Annotated in this window: 14 protein-coding genes; 13 read left to right on the forward strand and 1 reads right to left on the reverse strand. The window is 62.2% G+C overall.

The features are described 5' to 3' along the window. The first annotated feature begins 9 nt into the window (after nucleotides 1–9). The 7 genes from EB231_RS31880 to EB231_RS31910 all read left to right on the forward strand — a co-directional run bounded on the left by EB231_RS31880 (nucleotide 10) and on the right by EB231_RS31910 (nucleotide 6,057). A complete protein-coding gene (locus tag EB231_RS31880; RefSeq protein WP_069091227.1) occupies nucleotides 10–972 on the forward strand; it encodes a substrate-binding domain-containing protein in 963 nt (320 codons plus the stop codon). 63 nt (nucleotides 973–1,035) lie between these two features. Then, entirely contained in the window at nucleotides 1,036–1,929 is an 894-nt protein-coding gene (locus tag EB231_RS31885) for an amidohydrolase family protein (protein ID WP_172352319.1), read from the forward strand. Between the two features lie 34 nt (nucleotides 1,930–1,963). Then, nucleotides 1,964–2,716 carry an SDR family NAD(P)-dependent oxidoreductase gene (locus EB231_RS31890; protein ID WP_027033405.1) on the forward strand — a complete coding sequence of 251 codons (753 nt, stop codon included), beginning with the start codon at nucleotides 1,964–1,966 and terminating at the stop codon, nucleotides 2,714–2,716. A 19-nt stretch (nucleotides 2,717–2,735) separates the two neighbouring features. Beyond that, entirely contained in the window at nucleotides 2,736–3,575 is an 840-nt protein-coding gene (locus EB231_RS31895) for a transketolase (RefSeq protein WP_106406568.1), read from the forward strand. Then, nucleotides 3,572–4,594 carry a transketolase family protein gene (locus EB231_RS31900; protein WP_027033403.1) on the forward strand — a complete coding sequence of 341 codons (1,023 nt, stop codon included), beginning with the start codon at nucleotides 3,572–3,574 and terminating at the stop codon, nucleotides 4,592–4,594. Before EB231_RS31895 ends, EB231_RS31900 begins: the two co-directional genes overlap by 4 nt. A 302-nt stretch (nucleotides 4,595–4,896) precedes the next feature. Next, on the forward strand, nucleotides 4,897–5,280 hold the full coding sequence (locus EB231_RS31905) for a hypothetical protein (protein WP_172352320.1): 384 nt from the start codon (nucleotides 4,897–4,899) through the stop codon (nucleotides 5,278–5,280). 36 nt (nucleotides 5,281–5,316) lie between these two features. Continuing rightward, a complete protein-coding gene (locus EB231_RS31910; protein ID WP_172352321.1) occupies nucleotides 5,317–6,057 on the forward strand; it encodes a hypothetical protein in 741 nt (246 codons plus the stop codon). A gap of 93 nt (nucleotides 6,058–6,150) precedes the next feature. On the opposite strand, the gene EB231_RS35620 is transcribed toward EB231_RS31910, so the two are convergent. Further along, nucleotides 6,151–6,948 (reverse strand): PAN domain-containing protein, encoded by a 798-nt coding sequence (locus EB231_RS35620; protein WP_340163216.1) that lies wholly within the window; start codon nucleotides 6,946–6,948, stop codon nucleotides 6,151–6,153. 447 nt (nucleotides 6,949–7,395) lie between these two features. Between EB231_RS35620 and EB231_RS31915 the strand changes: the two genes are divergently transcribed. The 6 genes from EB231_RS31915 to EB231_RS31940 all read left to right on the forward strand — a co-directional run bounded on the left by EB231_RS31915 (nucleotide 7,396) and on the right by EB231_RS31940 (nucleotide 17,211). Further along, entirely contained in the window at nucleotides 7,396–8,334 is a 939-nt protein-coding gene (locus EB231_RS31915) for a hypothetical protein (RefSeq protein ID WP_172352322.1), read from the forward strand. Further along, entirely contained in the window at nucleotides 8,331–9,572 is a 1,242-nt protein-coding gene (locus EB231_RS31920) for a hypothetical protein (RefSeq protein ID WP_172352323.1), read from the forward strand. Before EB231_RS31915 ends, EB231_RS31920 begins: the two co-directional genes overlap by 4 nt. 37 nt (nucleotides 9,573–9,609) lie before the next feature. Then, complete coding sequence (locus EB231_RS31925) at nucleotides 9,610–12,735, forward strand: virulence factor SrfB (RefSeq protein WP_172352324.1); 3,126 nt, start codon at nucleotides 9,610–9,612, stop codon at nucleotides 12,733–12,735. Between the two features lie 11 nt (nucleotides 12,736–12,746). Continuing rightward, nucleotides 12,747–15,449: a virulence factor SrfC family protein gene (locus EB231_RS31930; RefSeq protein WP_172352325.1), complete on the forward strand. Its 2,703-nt coding sequence runs from the start codon at nucleotides 12,747–12,749 to the stop codon at nucleotides 15,447–15,449. After that, nucleotides 15,446–16,405, forward strand: coding sequence for a hypothetical protein (locus tag EB231_RS31935; RefSeq protein WP_172352326.1), 960 nt, complete (start codon nucleotides 15,446–15,448; stop codon nucleotides 16,403–16,405). The genes EB231_RS31930 and EB231_RS31935 overlap by 4 nt, the downstream gene beginning before the upstream one ends. Nucleotides 16,406–16,467: 62 nt before the next feature. Then, nucleotides 16,468–17,211, forward strand: coding sequence for a PAN domain-containing protein (locus EB231_RS31940; RefSeq protein WP_206681876.1), 744 nt, complete (start codon nucleotides 16,468–16,470; stop codon nucleotides 17,209–17,211). Nucleotides 17,212–17,250 lie beyond the last annotated feature (39 nt).

Below are 17,250 nucleotides of genomic sequence, written 5' to 3' on the forward strand. Positions count from 1 at the left end.
GGAACCAAGATGAAGTTGAAGACCATTCTACTTGCAGCATTGGCGGCAACCGCGCTGTCCAGCGCATCATACGCCGAGGACAAGAAAACCGTCGCCTATATCGCCCCGTCGCTGGACATCTCCTATTGGCAGTGGGTCGGCTACGGCGTGAAGGAGAAGGCCAAGGAGCTCGGCATGGATTATGTCGAGTACACGTCGGAGAATTCGCCCGCCAAGCAGATGGACAATGCCAGGACAGCTGTCACCAAAGGTGTCTCGGCCATCGTGATCGGGCCTGTCAGCTCAACGTCGACACCGCCACTGCTCGACTATCTGGCGAAGCAGAAGGTGCCGATCGCCTTTGCCGGCATCGGGCCACAGCCGGGCCTCACGAACTACACGTCCTCGGTGACCGCGAACAACTACGAGACCGGCAAGGCGCAGGGAAAGTTCACCTGCGAGCTCGCAAAGGAGCGTGGCGGCAACAAGGTCGGCATGCTGTCCTTGCCACAGGATCGGGAGAATGCGCAGAAGTATCTCAAAGGCGCCAAGGAGGCGTTCGCTGCCTCGGGCTGCGACCTCGTCCAGATGCTGGAGACACGTGGCCTCACCATCAGCGAAGCCGTAACCCAGGCAAACGACCTGTTGACGGCCAATCCCGACATCAAGGCCATTTACGGCATGTATGACGAAGCTGGCACCGGCGCCGCCAAGGTGGTCGAAACCAGGGGCCTGTCCGGCAAGATCGGCATTACCGTCGCCGACGGCTCGCCAACAACGATCGCGCTTCTCAAAAAGGGAGCGATCCAGGGCATCTTCTTCCAGGAGGCGGTGGGCCAGGGCATCGACGGTACCCAACAGGTCTACAACGCCCTCACGGGCGCACCGGTGACCCAGGACCTGGCGTTGGTCATGCCTCTGGTGACCGCCGACAAGGTCGACAGTCCCGAGGCCAAGAAGGTCATCGCCCGCGTTTTTCCCCCGAGCAACTGACCGCCACCCAGCGGACCCGCCGGCTAGCTGGCGGGTCCAGACCCCGAGCGAGGAATCCCGACCGTGGCCGAGCTGCCCTTCATCGATCCGCACCATCATTTGTGGGATTTGGAGACCAATTACTATCCGTGGCTGACCGACGGGGTTAAGCCGTCGGCCTTCGGCGACTACGAGGCGATCCGCAAAAGCTACCTTCTCGACGACTATCTGGAAGACGCCAGGAATCAGAACCTGGTGAAATCAGTGCATCTTGATGTGGGGTTCGATCCCGGCGATCCGGTCGGGGAAACCCGTTGGCTGCAGGAGATCGCGAACAAGCGAGGCTTCCCTCACGGCATTGTCGGCTATGCCGACCTGTCCAGACCCGATGTGGCCGACCTTCTCGACCGGCACATGGAGTATGCGAACTTCAGGGGTATCCGGCAGTCGATGAATTACCATCCCGACCCCGCCAAGACCTATCAGGCCCGGCCGGAAGTGAGCCGGACGCCACAATGGCGCCTAGGATTTGGCGAACTGGCGAAACGCCGGCTGAGTTTCGACCTGCAGCTCTATTATCCGCAGATTGATGAGTTCCTTGAGCTCGCGCGCGATTTTCCCGACGTGCAGATCATTCTTAACCACACAGGAATGCAAGTTGATGGCCCTGAACATTTCGGGGCCTGGAGAAAAGCCATGCGCCAGTTGGCGCAGGCGCCGAACGTCGCCTGCAAGATCTCGGGTCTTGGCATGGGTGACTGGTCCTGGACCATTGCATCGATCCGTCCCTATGTCGAGGAAGCGATCGCGGCCTTCGGCGTCGACCGCAGCATGTTCGCCACGAACTTCCCCGTCGACAAGCTGTTCTCGAGCTTCGACGCCATCGTTAATGCCTTCAAGGAGATCACGAAGGCTTACCCCCATGAGCAGCGGCTTGCGTTGTTCCACGACAACGCCGCCCGGTACTACCGCCTTTAGACCATTCGTCGCGTAAACAGCAGGAGACTTTGACATGTTGCTGAAGGGCAAGGCCGCGGTGATTTCGGGTGCCGCGAGCCCTAGAGGAATTGGCCGCTCCACGGCAACGCTGATGGCGGAGCAAGGCGCGCGTATTGCCATTCTTGACCTTGATGAGGGACAAGCCCGTGACGCAGCCGCGTCGCTTGGGCCCGAGCACATTGGTCTCGCCTGCAATGTCGCCGATCTCGATGCCTGCAAGAAGGCTGCTGCGGAAGTGACTGAAGTTTTCGGCAAGGTCGACGTGCTGTGCAACATTGCCGGGATCACTCAACCAGTAAAGACACTGGATATCGGCCCCGCTGATTGGGACCGCATCCTCGATGTCAATCTGCGCGGCGTCCTCTATCTCAGCCAGGCCTTCATCCCGCATATGCGCGAAAATGGCGGTGGATCGATCATCTGCATGTCGTCGGTTTCCGCACAGCGCGGCGGCGGCATCTTCGGCGGCCCGCACTATTCGGCCGCCAAGGCGGGCGTGCTCGGGCTTGCCAAGGCCATGGCGCGCGAATTCGGACCCGACGGTATCCGCATCAACTGTGTTACGCCGGGCCTCATCCAGACTGACATTACCGGTGACAAACTGACCGACGCCATGCGCGCCGATATCATCAAGGGTATCCCGCTCAGTCGGCTGGGCGATGCCCGCGACGTGGCGGGCGCCTATCTCTTCCTCGCGTCCGATCTGGCCAGCTACATCACCGGCGCCGTCATCGACGTCAATGGCGGGATGCTGATCCATGGCTGAAGGGACAACGGAGATCGACATGCCACGGGCCGGCAGCAATGTCGGCCTTGCCGAACGAGCCTATCGTATCCGTCGGCATGCGGTGCGCATGGGTCAAGTCCAGGGCCAGGGCTATGTCGGACAGGCTCTGGGTGTCGCCGACGTGCTCGCCGTCGCCTATTTCCATGCGCTCCGTTACCGGCCTACCGATACGCGCTGGGAGGGACGCGACCGCTTCCTGCTGTCGATCGGACACTACGCGATCGCGCTGTACGCCGCGCTGATCGAAGCGGGCGTGCTCCCGGAGGAAGAGCTCGAAACCTATGGCACCGACGACAGCCGGATGCCGATGTCCGGCATGGCGGCGTATACGCCCGGCATGGAGATCACCGGCGGGTCGCTCGGCCACGGCCTTGGCATCGCCGTCGGCATGTGCCTGGGGCTGAAACGCAAGCGGAGCGGCAGTTTCGTCTACAATCTGATGTCCGATGGTGAGCTCGGCGAGGGCTCGACCTGGGAAGCAGCGATGTCGGCCGCACACCACAGGCTCGACAATCTCATCGCCATCGTCGACTTCAACAATCAGCAAGCCGACGGCCCATCGACCGCGATGCTTTCCTCCGAGCCGGTGACCGACAAGTTCGAGGCGTTCGGCTGGCACGCACAGCGTGTCGACGGCAACGACATTGAGGCAGTCCGCATGGCCTTCGATCTGGCGCGCGGGCTTAAGGAACCTCGCCCGCGTGTCATCGTCTGCGACACTCGCATGGCCAAGGGCGTGCCGTTCCTTGAATCCCGCGACATTGCACACTTCATTCGGGTCGAGCCGCATGAATGGACGTTGGCCCTCGAAGCTTTGGAAAGGGGACGTTCGCATTGAGGCTGTCAAAGTTCGCGCCGCGCCACGCCGTCAACGCGGGTGAGCGCAAAACCACGTCGGCAATGATCGCCTCGATTGCGCCCGATGGCATTGCGACCCGCAACGCGCCGTTTGGGCACACACTTGCCAGATTGGCACACGAGCGGCTCGGGATCGTGGGTTTGACGGCTGATCTTGCGAAATACACCGACCTACATGTCTTCGCGCAGGAGCATCCGGATCGCTTCTACCAAATGGGCATGGCGGAGCAGGTGCTGATGAGCGCTGCCGCTGGCCTGGCGCGGGAGGGTTTCACGCCCTTCGCCACGACCTACGCTGTCTTTGCCTCGCGACGTGCCTACGATTTCATATGCATGGCGATTGCCGAGGAGAACCTCGACGTCAAAATTGTCTGCGCTCTGCCGGGATTGACCACCGGCTACGGCCCCAGCCACCAGGCGACGGAAGACATCGCGATTTTCCGCGGCATGCCGAACCTGACGATCATCGATCCATGCGACGCGCTCGACATCGAACAGGCCACGGAGGCGATCGCGGACTACAAGGGGCCGGTCTACATGCGGCTGTTGCGGGGCAAGGTCCCCGTCGTGCTCGACGAATATGATTACACATTCCAGATCGGCAAGGCGCGGCTGCTGCGCGACGGTGCGGATGTGCTGTTCATTTCCAGCGGGCTGATGACCATGCGCGTGCTGGAGGCCGCGAAGGCGCTTGAAGCGGACCGCATCGACTGCGCGGTGCTGCACGTGCCGACCATCAAGCCGCTCGATACGGACGCAATCCTTGCCGCCGCGCGCCGGGCTGGACGGATGGTGGTCGTTGCGGAGAACCACACGATGATCGGCGGGTTGGGCGAAGGTGTCGCTGGCCTGCTGATGCGCGAGGGCGTGACCCCTGTCTTCCGCCAGATCGCACTGCCCGACGAATTTCTCGACGCCGGCGCGCTACCGACACTTCACGACCGCTACGGGATCTCAACATCAGAGATCGTGCGCCGCGTACGCAAGTGGGTGAAATAGATACGAGGTCCTGACGCGTAACCAGGCTTGGGGTCTGACCCTATGGTGCCAATGTGCCCCTGAAACGCGGTTTCTAGCGTGAAGGCGATCCGCGGCATGGTCAGCGCCGGGAATGCTCCCTGACGCGTCGCTCCTGCGACGCTTTCTCCGGCAAGCGATCGCGCGTCAGCCAGGCGAGCATGGCTCGTGAAGCACGCTCCCCTCGCGCATCCCGGTCTTGTACTCCCTTCGCATGTTCTTGGCGAGCTCGACCAATCGCAAGACAGCACGCTATGGACGGGGCCCCCCGCTGTAGTTCGGCGATGACAGATCGACCAAATCGTCGAGCGCGCAGGGCAGCCGAGGCAGCACTGAAGTTCCACACTGCCATTTATGCGACTTTCTGGGAACAAAAAGAGATGATGGAAAGCCAATGGCGCGTCATGGTTCTGGCAAAGCTGCACCAGTGTGTCTGCTGGCTTTGTTTCGACGATTTTGCCGGTGAGCCTCTGAGCACGCCTTCATTGCGTCCAGCAACCCTCGCAGAACAAACGATTAGGATCGCGCTGCCCCAAAGACGCCGCAGCAATCAAACCTGGCTGTGGGCAGAGAAGTATAATGTTCATTTGAACATTTTAGTGACGATCGTTCTCGGAGACGACGGAGGGTTTATACATTCGGTCAAGTACCGGTTGAAGCCTCAATGAATGAATGCCATCAGTGGGCTTTTTGGGGAGCGACCTATGAGACGACTTGCGGCATGCGCATTGATTTCCATAGCTGCGGCCAGCGGGGGCCAGGCCGCCTGTTACGAGATCTCGAAAGGGCAGCCGTCGCAGCTGAGCGGCGATCTCCATCGACGAATACTTCCCGGGCCGCCGAACTATAAAGACGTGCAGACAGGAGACCAGCCCGAGCCGACTTACTTACTGGAGCTGGATGCCGACATTTGCCTTAAGGGCGAGGGCTTTGCTGATTCCGCATCCAGCTTCCGCGAGGTTCACGTCGTGCCGGTCGGCGGCATGGACGGCGCCATGGCATCATTGATCGGACGCCGCGTGACTGTCGGCATCGTTGATCGATGGGCTCCAAAAGACGCAAATCGCCGAGCCCCGCTGATGGCCATTGTCGGGAGCATTGCGCCTGAAGAGGACATCACTGAACAGCCCGGCACCGCAGCGACTGTCGTGCGGGCGTTTTACCTGGCCCTCGGCACTGGGGACGGCAAGGACGCGGCGCGGTTTGTAGTCCCTGAAAAGAGCGCCAAGGGTCCTCTCTCCGCCGCGGCCCTGAGTGGTTTCTACGGAGGGATGCAGGCGCCGCTTAAGCTTCTCGGCATCGAAGCGAAGGCAGATGACTTGTTCTTCGTCAGCTATGCGTTCAGGAAGGGTGCCACAGCATGTTCTGGCCGCGCGGAAGTGACGACTGTGAACGAGGGCGGCAAGGACTACATCAAAGGCATTAAGGCGCTCGACGGCTGCTGATACGATCGCACGGCAAGAACTGGGCAATTGACAGGCTTACGCGCATATCAACGCCTAGCTGCTCCGCCCGATCCGATAGAGTAGCCGGGAAATTCACTCGTGGCTAAGCCATATGTCGATGCGGTATCGGTCGGAACCTTGCACGGGCAATAGACCGTCCGCCCGTGTTCCCACTCCGGCAGGACGAAGGAGCGGACGCATCTCCTCTAGCGCCGCTCCGATTCTCCACTGCTCGGCGCCCGGCGAGGCATACCCGACGACCTTGGGTACGAGCGCACATTGCGGTGTGGTACTCCTGTCAAACTGTTCAATCCTGCCCGGAATGAGCCGCAATGACTCAAAAACAAATCCGTTGATGGAATTGCGAAGTGAGTCCGCATCCACCGGGGCTCCGCTGCAGACATTGATATACACCCAGCCTATCGGCCTGGGGTCGCCGGGAATCGATCGATAACTCACCTTGCGGCCGCTGATGTTCGGCGGCGCCGCGCGTGAAACTGGGGGTTTCGGCTGGGCGGCGGAAGGCGTTGCGGGCGGGTTTGAGGGAGGACGATACCCAATGATCAGATTCCGCGTAGCTGCCGTCGACGCCCGGCTTTCGCCGGCGGAGCTGAGCCCTGCCAAAAGCCGACAACTGTTGTCGGCGGACGAGTGATCAAAACCGACGCAGCCCGAACGCGAGGTGCAAAGGGATCGACATGCCTGCAAGGGTGCAATGACCTGTGCGCTGACAATCCCGTTCAGTGAGGTCCCGGGATAGTCGAAGAACACTGCTGTGGTCTGCGCGCCGATCGGTTGAATGCCAACCAGAACGACGAGAGCTGCCAGAGACGAGCCGGCGGCTCTAAGTAGGAGCTCTCGGTATCCGCAGTGAAAAAGATGCGCAAACATGTTTCCCGTGTCGCTGCTATTCTGTTTCAAGCGGCACTTGACCGATACAAGTCAGCGAAGTTCGCTGACTTGACGTCATGACTGGCGAGGAGGAAGGCGAGTTAGACGGCTAGCCAGAAACCTCATGACAGATCGCGATCTTTCCCATTGCCCCATTTTTCTTTTGCCGTTGGCAATGCCCCTGTTGCGCTCGGCAAATTCGGCCCGGCGCGACCGTAATCCTCCAGATTTTGCATTTCCAGCCCCAAATGGGGGATGTGCAACGCCAAAATGCATTTCAACTAGAATTGGCGCTAAGATGGGAAGTAGGCTGCGGTCCGCTACAGGTTAAGCATCTGAGTCGAATCTACTTGAGCGCTCGTTGACACTGCGTTTTTTTCCGTCGAAGTATGCCGGAGGGGACGCCGCATAGTTAACGATTTCTTGCGGCAAGGGGAAGGTGCTTAAATGGCTCGAGGGGGCAACGTCCACTTCGTTCGTTCAACGTCGGCGCTTTCCGGCGACGTGTTGGCCGTCGCCGGAAAGCCGCTGTGGCGGGACTGCGAAACGACGTTCGCCCGGATCGACGAACTGTGCGGTGACAATGCGTCACGGCTGTTCGCCGAACCGAACGCCAAGGAGCAGGAGGGCGGGCGCCTGGCAGTGGCGTGGTTTAGCAGTTTCGACGACGAGCCGAAGCGGCTGGGCGAACTCGACCGAGGAAAGCGGGCGCGGATCGAGTCGAACTTGGCCGCGCGGATCGAAGCGCTTCGTCCGGCCCTGGCAGACCAGGGAATAGGCGAGACCGTTGCGGCGATGCTCAACGTCGCGGACGAAGCCTCGATCGTTGCCGTCGGCGAGAACGCCGTGCTCACGAATTGGGGGATCCTGCCAGAGGAAGCTCGCTCCTCCCGCGCCGCATTCGTCCGGCACACCGAGAAGACGATTGGCCCCTACCTTCCAACCGGCATGTCTCCCCGGGTGCCGGGGCAGCCCTGGGCCGCCGTCGGAGGTTTCGCCACCGCCGGACTGTCTCCCCCGCGGCGCGTGATTGTTCCCGAACCCACCGCAGCATCCGCCCAAGAGGCTCAGCCAGCGGCCTCAGCAAGACACAGGCAGGCTTGGCTTTGGCCCATAGCTGCCCTTTCGCTAGTTTTCGCCGCCAGCCTGATCTACGCGGCCTGGCCTGGCAACCTCGTTTATCCGGTGGCGCTTCCGCCGCGGACGGCAGCTCCTCCCGTGAACAGCGATGAGGTCAACCGCATCATTGAAGAGCGGATCGCCAAAATGAATACCGAGCTCACGAAGACTGGATGCGAGACAGATTCTTCTATTCTTGGTCCACTCCTCGACGACGGAAGCGGTGGACCCGCCGCCCCGGCGCCAGCCGAAGGCCCAACCCAATGAGCCAGTTCGTCGCCACCACGACCCTCAGCCTGATGCGATCCCTCGGATCGACCGCGGAGCGCTCGGTTCATAGGCTTCAAGCCGTGCTCGGGCGGGAATTCCCCGGAGGCATCGGGCTCGAGCTGGCCGAACCAGTGCCGCGCAAGGACGGCTCGGGGATCGACTGGTACACCGAGCGGGACGAGCCTCTTGTCCGCCTGACGGACCTCCCGCCCGAAACGGCGTCCGTCTACAAGACGCGGCTGGACCAATCCGTCCGCTCAGTTCTCCGTGCGGCCGCCGCGCACGAGGCTCGCACCGACCCAGCGGCCCGGTCGACGGCTACAGCGCTGCGCAACGCGGTGACATTCCCCGACGACGAGAACGTCTGGGTCTCCGGCGATTCCGACGGGAGCGACGGAGTGCTCGTCCTCACTGCATGGGGTTATGAAAAACATGACGCGGAGACCAGCGGCAGGGGGCAGATCGCTGCAGTCGCCCGGGACCGGCCGCCGACGCCTGTTCCGGATACAGTGGTGGAGCGGCCCGTGCTGCCAGCCGGGCCTTCCTGGTGGCGGCCGATCGCCCGCTGGCTGCTTTGGCTTGTTCCTATAGCGCTCGCGGGGGCGACAGCTTGGCTGCTGCTGCCCGCCTGTGGCTTGATCCTTCCTTTCGGCGTAACGGCATTCGGAAAGGGCGGGGGCGCCTATTGCGCACTTGTCGCGCCGGCGCCAGCCGTCGATCAAGCCAGCCTGCGAACGCAGGAGCTGATTTCTGAGGCCACTGTGATCGAGGGGCGGCTGCGCCAGCATATGAACTCGTGCCAGCAGGCCTCGCTAGATCAGGCGGCGGTAGCCAAGAAGCGCGTCGACCGCGAGCAGGGACTGCACGGCAAGATGGAGGTAGCTCTCACTTGGAACAACCGCACGGATTTGGATCTTGCCGTGAAATGCCCCAGCGGCGAAATGGTGTATCGGCGACAACCCGCATGCGGCGGCACTCTTGATATCGATATGAATGTCCCTAACCGAATGAGCAATGAGCCTATCGAACACATAAGGTGGGCGGACGAGCCCCCGCCGGGCCACTACGAAGTTTTCGTAAACCTCTTCGACCGCCGGGATGACCCGTCAGTGCAAACCGACTTCACCGTCCTCCTGAAGAGGGGTGATTCCACTACCCCCCAGTCCGGTTCCCTGAGCGAAGTGAAAGCCAACGATGCTACGCAACTGAAGGTCATGGAGTTCGATGTCCCATGACTACGGCAAGCCGAATCAAGCCTGACAGGACGACTCAATGCTGACCAACCTCGCCGATTTCAGCGATGGCTTCACGCTGGTGCCTGACAGTGGCATCCAGTTTGTCGAGTTCGGGTTCGACTTCGACGCTTCTCCGCGCCTGTCGAGGTCGTTCATCGAGCGGCTGTCGCCGGGCGAAACGGGTTCGGATGGAAAGACGCTGATCCGCCTGCTTCCGAACTGGAACGATGACGATCCCGACTCGGACCAGCCGCCCTACCCCCCGAAAGGCGACGACGTGGTGTACGACATCGCGAAATCGAGGGCGCTCGAGACCTTCCTGGACCGCTGGGTTCCGGTGCCGTTCTTCAAGATCGAACCCGGAAAAGACTCGCTTGGCAACGAAATATACGCGCAGGGCCCGACCGACTGGGTCCGGGTGAGGGTCACGGAGACGCGGAACGCCCACGGCGACCGGAAGGGAACGCACAGGGCAATCTTCGCATTCGACAGCTCGCTCGCGCCCCGGAAGACAAACCGCCCCTACCTCGCGCCCTGTCCGGAAGACGCGATGCGGACCGAATCGTTCCGGTTCGTCAGCCAGCTGCCTGACGTCATCTCGTTCCTGTCCCACAAGGTGGACGTGCCCGGCCAAGGGCCAGTGGACGCGCAGAAGTGGCTGGACGACTGGCTGAGGGACATCCTCCACTCATTCAAGAAGCTCCAGAGGAAGGGCAAGGAGCTGAGGCCCGAGGACTTTCCTTTCCAATTCGAGCACCTCGCCCGGTACATGACCTTCGTCCAGTTTCTCGCCAGCGTGATCAAGCCAGTTCGCGTCACCCTCATCGATACGGTCAGCGACAACAGGAACGTCCATCCGGTCGACGTCGACCTGGTGCTCGACATCGGGAACTCACGGTCGTGCGGACTTCTGATCCAGTCGTTCCCGGACGACGTGAACGTCGACCTCAACAACTCCGTCGTCCTTGAGCTGCGCGACCTCTCCAAGCCTGAACTCGTCTATCGCGATCCCTTCGAAAGCCAGTGCGAGCTGGTGGCAGGGGAATTCGGCCCGGAAGACATCGCAAGGCGGTCCGGCCGCCCCCGGGCGTTCTTCTGGCCAAGCCTGCTCCGCATCGGGCCGGAAGCCTCGCGCCTTCGCGGGGAGTCGGAAGGAACCGAGGCAGCGACGGGGCTTTCATCTCCGAAGCGGTACCTGTGGAGTTCCGATCCGGTGCTCCAAGAGTGGAAGTTCCGTTCGGCCTCGGCGGGCCATGCGGGGACGGAGCCGCTGATCGAGCGCTCCATGTACCGCTTCATAAACGACCGCGGCGACGTCCTCGAGCAGCTCGAGAGCGACAGGCGCCAGTTCAAGCTGAAGGTCAAAGAGAGCGAACTGCAGACGGCGAGCCGCTTCTGTTTCTCGAGGTCGTCCTTCTTCACGTTCATGCTCGTCGAAATCATCGCGCAGGCGATGTCGATGATGAACAACCCCGGCACCCGCCGGGAGAGGAGGCTCAAAGACTCTCCGCGCCGACTGCGGAGGATCATCCTGACGATCCCCTCGGCGACCCCGATCCAGGAACAGCGCATCCTCCGGTCGCGCGCCGAAGCCGCGGTAAAGCTCCTCTGGTCCCTGTCGGGATGGGGCGACAGCGACAGCGGCATAAACAGCCAGCGCCCGGAAATCCACTGCTCCTGGGACGAAGCAAGTTCGGTTCATCTCGTCTATCTCTACGGCGAGGCCGTGCACAAGCTGGGCGGGTCGATCAGGACGCTGTTCGACATGCTCGGCAAGGACAGGGAGAGGCCGAAAACGCTCCCGCCCTCCAAGGGCAAGGAGAAGCTGGAACGGTCCCTGCGCGTCGCCAGCGTCGACGTGGGCGGCGGCACCACCGACCTCATGGTCACGACCTACTTCCAGACGGACAACGTCGCCCTGTTCCCAGACCAGAATTTCCGGGAGGGGTTCCGCATCGCGGGCGACGACCTCCTCAAGGTGGTCATCGAGCGGCTTGTCATACCGAGGCTGGAGGAAGGGCTCGCCCAAGCGGGCCTTCCGAACGCGCGGAACTATCTCAAGGACCGCTTCGCCGGCGACAATCCGAACATGTCCGAGCAGGAGAAGCACCTGCGCCGCCAGTTCGTGCTGCAGGTCCTGCAGCCGATCGCCATCGCGGTCCTTTCCGAATGCGAGGCCATGCCGGCGACCAGCCGCAAGACGGAAATCCGGAAGGCGGGCAGCTTCTTCGAGACCGGGGGGAGAACGACGGCCGGAGGCGACATTCCGGTGGACGCGCGCATCCTGGGATATCTCAAGGACAGCATAGGCGCGCTCGGGGCCGGAGAGTTCACGATCGCCGACTGCGACATCGCGGTCGACCCGCTTGCCGTCGAAGAGTGCGTCCTGTCGATCTTCGACGGCGTCTTCGACAACATCGCGGAAGCGATCAACCATCTGGACGCGGACGTGGTGCTCCTGACAGGGCGGCCGATGCGCCTGCCGCAGATGATAAGCCTGTTCATGAACAAGATGTCGGTCCTGCCTGACCGCGTCATCCCTATCAAGGACTACCGGGTCGGCACTTGGTATCCGTTCCGGGGCGTCAGCAACACGCACATCGACGACCCGAAGACGACCGCGGTCGTGGGAGCCATGCTGTGCGCGCTCTCCGAGCGGCAGATCACCAACTTCACCCTCTACTCCCAGTACCTGCGGATGAAGTCGACGGCCCGGTACATCGGGCGGCTTCAGGGCAGCTCGGCGCTCCCGGACGAAACCCTGCTTTTCTCGGACATCGACCTCGACGCCGCGACTGCGGAAGCCGAGGCGGAGTTCGACTACCACAGCCCGCTGCGCATCGGCTTCAGGCAGCTTCCGCTGGAGCGCTGGGTCGCGACTCCGCTCTACAAGCTGACGACCGCGCAGACCCGGTCGGCGCGGAGCGTGCGAAAGCCGGTCCGCGTCACGATCGCGCGCAACGTGCAGGCGCCGGAAGACGACGAGGCGAACGAGATCGCGCTTCTCACGAGCGAGGCGACCCGCGAGGAATTCGTGATCCAGGACGCCGAGGACGCCGACGGCTCTCCGGTCAAGCGCATCATGGAGCTGAAGCTGGACACGCTCGCGGTCGAGGCGGGCGACGGCTACTGGCTCGATACCGGAATCATCTCCATCCAGTGAAAGCTGAAGGCATGCGTAAAGAGTTGAAAAAGACCTGCGACACCGCGCTGAAGTCGGCGCAGGAGGGACTTGTCTGGATAGGCGCCTCCGCGAACGCGGAGCGGGTGGGCAGCACGCGCCCGATCGCCGAGCAGCAGCTCAGGAAGTCCATAGTCGCCACCCGAAAGGCGATGCTGGCCATCGACCGCCCCATGTGCGTCGGGGTGTTCGGACCCAGCCAGGCTGGCAAGTCCTATCTGGTGTCGGTGCTTGCCCGCAACGGAAGCGCGCCCCTGATGGCCCGTTTCGGCGATCTCGGGCGGGAGGTCGACTTCATCCGGGAGATCAACCCGGGCGGCGACCGGGAGTCGACCGGGCTTGTCACCCGCTTTTCAGTCCGGGAAGAGCCAAGTCCGGCCGGAGCGCCCGTCGTGCTGAGGATGCTGAGCGAAACGGACGTGGCCAAGGTACTGGGCAACAGCTTCTTTCTTGACGGGGACGCGAAGAAACGCACGCCGCTGACTTCCGACGCCGTCCTGTCCGCTCTTGAACAAGCAAAAAGCCGGGCGCGGCCGCAGGCAGCTTCGGATGGCCTGACAGAGGAGGACGTTTGGGACCTTCAGGAGTATTTCGAGAAGCAGTTCGCAGGCCTGCCCAACATCGAAACGCTGGGGGCCTACTGGGAGGAAGCGGCCTTCCTTGCCTCCCGGCTTTCCATTGCCGACCGCGCCGACCTATTCTCCGTGCTATGGGGCGGACTGCCGGAATTCACCGATCTCTACGTTGAACTCGTCACCGCCCTCGAGAGCCTCGGGTTCGCCAAGGACGCCTACTGCCCCGTCGAGGCGCTGGTTCCCCGGGAAAGCAGCATCATAGACGTAGAGACGCTGCGGGGGCTCGGAAAATCCGGCCAGGACGAGCTGCTGATAAGGCCAATGAAGGGATCGGCGGTTTCATTGCCGAGACCCGTGATCGCCGCATTGGTGGCTGAACTGCGGATAGCGATATCGGAACAGCCATGGCCCTTCTTCGAGCATACTGACCTCTTGGATTTCCCGGGTGCCCGCAGCAGGCAGAAGGTCGACCTTCAGGCTTTCATCGAGGGCAACCCCGACGCGCTCAAGGAACTCTTCGTCCGAGGCAAAGTCGCCTACCTCTTCGACCGCTACGTTGCGGAGCAGGAACTCTCGAGCATGCTGCTCTGCATCAAGCCCTCGAACCAGGACGTGGCGACCCTCCCCGACATGATCGACGACTGGATCCGGACCTCGCACGGGGAAAGCCCGTTCGACCGCGCCCGGACCGAGACCGCGTTGTTCCTGGTGCTGACGATGTTCGACATGCACTTCAGCGAAAAGGCGGGCGAGGAGGGGCAAAGCCTGGCGGATCGTTTCAGCGCGCGCCTGGGCGCCTCGCTGACGCGCTTTTTCGGCAAGGCCCACAAGTGGCCGTTCGAATGGATGCCGGACAAGCCTTTCAACAACTCCTACTGGCTGCGCAATCCGAACTTCAAGGCAGAGTCCCTGATCAAGTACAAGGGCGGCACCGAGATCGAGATCTTGCCCGACAAGGTCGCGAAGGTCGCCGCCCTGCGGGAGGCGTATCTCGAGGTCAGTGAAGTCCAGCAGCATTTCCGGGAGCCGGCCAAGGCCTTCGACGAGGCCCTTAGGCTGAACGATGGCGGCGTCAGCTATCTGGCGGAAAACCTCGCGGCCATCTGCCGTCCAGAGATCAAATATGGACAGATACGAGGCCGCGTCGGCAACATCGCCCACGATATCCGGCGCGTGCTCGCTCCGTATTTCATCGAAAGCGACATCAACAAGCGCATTGCCGAACGCCGGGAAGTTTCCGACCAGATCCTCGCAAACCTCACCGAGGTCTGGGAGCGGGACCAGTTCGGGACCGCCATGAAGATGCTGCAGATATCGCAGAACGGAATCTCCGAACATCTTCACATCGAATATGGGAATCGCCTCAAGCGTCAGAACGCGCCGGAGGAAGGTTCCGAAGGGCGGGCCGAAGCCGCGGCGAAAAAGCGCCCGACGCCTCCGCGACCCGGGGCTCCTCCTTTGCCCGGCAAGAAGAAGGTGGCCGCCGCCGCGGTTTCCTCCGGGGAATCGGTTTCGCAGAAAGCCCTGCCGCGCGAAACCTATCTCGCCCGCTCAGCCATCAGGCATTGGACGGATAGCCTCTTCGCCCTCGCGAGAAACGACAATGCGCTGCAGGGCATTGGCCTCGGGCAGGAGTCCGCAAGCGAGCTGGTAGCCGAGCTGACTGCCGCGGCCCGTCGGTCGGGACTCGAAGAACGCATAGCCGGGGATCTCGCCAGGCTCTCGGGAAGCTCCGTCGAAAGGTCCGACATCCTGCTCGAGAAGGCAGGCTTTCTCGCGACCAGCCACATCAACCGTTTCGTCAGCACGCTTGGCTTCGACGCGATGCCCGAGAACAAGCGGCCACTGGCTCCTGACGGCACTGAGAACGGCGAAGTCAGGGTGTTCGCCCGCCGCCCGAGCGTCTCCGACTGCGACGGGCTTGGCGTGGAGCGGCGGAACTTCTCCTATCTCGCGCTCTCGGAATGGATGTACGCCTTCCACCAGGCGGTTACCGACAACGTCCTCTCGGGCGAAGGGATCACCATCAACGTCGAGGAGAACGAGCGCCTGAGGGCCATTTTGGACGCGCTCGATGACGCGGCGCCGCTGCTTGCCACGCCCGCTGGGACGGTCCGATGAACAAGGTTGCCGTCAAAGTCAGCGAGGACGAGACACGCCTGTTCGGGCATGCCCTGATCACGTTCCCGCAGGAATTGGGCAGCTCCCCAAGGGTGCGGCTGTCGATCATGCGAAAGTCCAAGGACGCTCCCTATCTTGGCGGCGCCGGTTGGCAGGCGCGTCCGGCAACCGTAGACGCGGCGGTCGTCAGCCGCGGCGCGAATTCAGCCACGGTGGTTGTCGGACCCGAGGTCTGCGACCAGATCCCGGTCGACCTGCAGGTGAAGATCGAAGTCGAAGGCCATGACATAGAGGGGAGCGCTTTCTGGCCGCCGATCCCGCCCAGCCCCGGAGCATGGTCACAGGAACTGACCCCTTTCAAGCCGCCCGTTCCCCATGCCATCGAGCGGGAGCTGGAAGAGGCTCTCGAACAGGCCGTGGAGCTGCCTCGGGCGGCGGAGCCGCCGAAACTCCAGCCTGTGGCCCAGCCGCCCAAGTCGAAGTGGCGGTTCCTGTCCCTTCTGATCCCGCTGGCGCTGCTCGTGGCAGGCGGAGGGTACTACATCGCCGACAGCAGGGGCTGGTTCAACAAGCCCGAGCCTTTGCTCGCGCGTTTCGAGAGGCTGAAACTGACGGACGCCAACGGCGCTGGTCTGTTCGCCCTGAGCGGCGAGGCATACCGGGAAGGCGACGGCGGAATTGGCTTGCAGGCGATCAATCTTGCGATGGAGCGGGGCAACACGGAGGCGAAACTCGAAATCGCGCGGTGGTACGATCCAGGTTCCTTTGACCCCGCAAAAGCCGATCGGGCTGACGCCAACAGGGCGGCCAGGGCCTATTTCGAGCTTTCGATAGAAGGCCAGACAGCGGCCAAGGAACTGCTCCGTTCCCTCTGCGCGAAGAGCGCGAGTTCGCCCCAGGATCCCGCGTTCAGCGGATTCCTGAGGGACACTTACTGCGAGGGGACGCTGGAATAATGATCGAAAATCACAAGGTCCGGCAAATGCGCCGCCTATGGAACCGTCAGAGGGACAAAAGCATGCTGAAGAGCAGCTTAGACAAATATTTTCTCTCCTTCAGGGGGCACATGGCCGCTGTGGCCGCCACAATGCTGCTGAGCCTGACCCTGTCGGCGGGAGCACAGGATAATTCCACGGCCAACGAGCTTTTCAACTACCCGGACACTCTGCTGAACGGGATCGTCAGCGCCCAGTTTTCCAAGCCGATGGAAGAATGCCGGAAGCTCTGCGAGGCGCGTTCCGGATGTCAGGGGTTTGACCACTCCCAAAAGGACGAGTGCCGGCTGTTCGCGAGCGTAGGAGCCGGACGCGTGAGCGTGGGTTCGACCGCGGAAACGCGAAGCCTGCTTTCGAACTACACTGATCCGACAAATCCTCCGCTTGCAGCCAGGCTGGCGAAGCTCAAGGAGACCGACACCGACGGCCATGAGCTCTTCGCCCTGAGCAAGGAGGCCTTCAAGCGCGGAGACCGGAGCGTCGGGCTGCAGGCGATCAATCTCGCAATGCAGCGAGGCAATCAGGACGCGAAACTCGAAATGGCGAAATGGTACGACCCAAGGACTTTCGCGCCGGACCGCGTCGACGCGATCGACTCCAACAAGGCGGCGCGTTCGTATTTCGAGCTCGCGCTGGAGGGCAATGCGCAAGCCAACAACCTGCTGAGCTCGCTTTGCCTCGACGCCAGCGACACGGGTTCGAACCACGCCAACGCATACGAGAATTTCCTTCGCACTACCTACTGCGAAGGATCGATCAGTCCTTGACCCGGCCGCGCTTTCGTATCGGTTTCACGGGTTGGGCAA

Source organism: Mesorhizobium sp. NZP2298 (genome assembly GCF_013170825.1).
Classification (GTDB): domain Bacteria; phylum Pseudomonadota; class Alphaproteobacteria; order Rhizobiales; family Rhizobiaceae; genus Mesorhizobium.

What these genes read in the sequence shown, in the direction of transcription:
- EB231_RS31880 (WP_069091227.1), top strand. Translation starts at nt 10, where the DNA reads ATGAAGTTGAAGACCATTCTACTTGCAGCATTGGCGGCAACCGCGCTG.
- EB231_RS31890 (WP_027033405.1), top strand. Translation starts at nt 1,964, where the DNA reads ATGTTGCTGAAGGGCAAGGCCGCGGTGATTTCGGGTGCCGCGAGCCCT.
- EB231_RS31895 (WP_106406568.1), top strand. Translation starts at nt 2,736, where the DNA reads ATGCCACGGGCCGGCAGCAATGTCGGCCTTGCCGAACGAGCCTATCGT.
- EB231_RS31905 (WP_172352320.1), top strand. Translation starts at nt 4,897, where the DNA reads ATGACAGATCGACCAAATCGTCGAGCGCGCAGGGCAGCCGAGGCAGCA.
- EB231_RS31910 (WP_172352321.1), top strand. Translation starts at nt 5,317, where the DNA reads ATGAGACGACTTGCGGCATGCGCATTGATTTCCATAGCTGCGGCCAGC.
- EB231_RS35620 (WP_340163216.1), bottom strand. Translation starts at nt 6,948, where the DNA reads ATGTTTGCGCATCTTTTTCACTGCGGATACCGAGAGCTCCTACTTAGA.
- EB231_RS31915 (WP_172352322.1), top strand. Translation starts at nt 7,396, where the DNA reads ATGGCTCGAGGGGGCAACGTCCACTTCGTTCGTTCAACGTCGGCGCTT.
- EB231_RS31920 (WP_172352323.1), top strand. Translation starts at nt 8,331, where the DNA reads ATGAGCCAGTTCGTCGCCACCACGACCCTCAGCCTGATGCGATCCCTC.
- EB231_RS31925 (WP_172352324.1), top strand. Translation starts at nt 9,610, where the DNA reads ATGCTGACCAACCTCGCCGATTTCAGCGATGGCTTCACGCTGGTGCCT.
- EB231_RS31930 (WP_172352325.1), top strand. Translation starts at nt 12,747, where the DNA reads ATGCGTAAAGAGTTGAAAAAGACCTGCGACACCGCGCTGAAGTCGGCG.
- EB231_RS31935 (WP_172352326.1), top strand. Translation starts at nt 15,446, where the DNA reads ATGAACAAGGTTGCCGTCAAAGTCAGCGAGGACGAGACACGCCTGTTC.
- EB231_RS31940 (WP_206681876.1), top strand. Translation starts at nt 16,468, where the DNA reads ATGCTGAAGAGCAGCTTAGACAAATATTTTCTCTCCTTCAGGGGGCAC.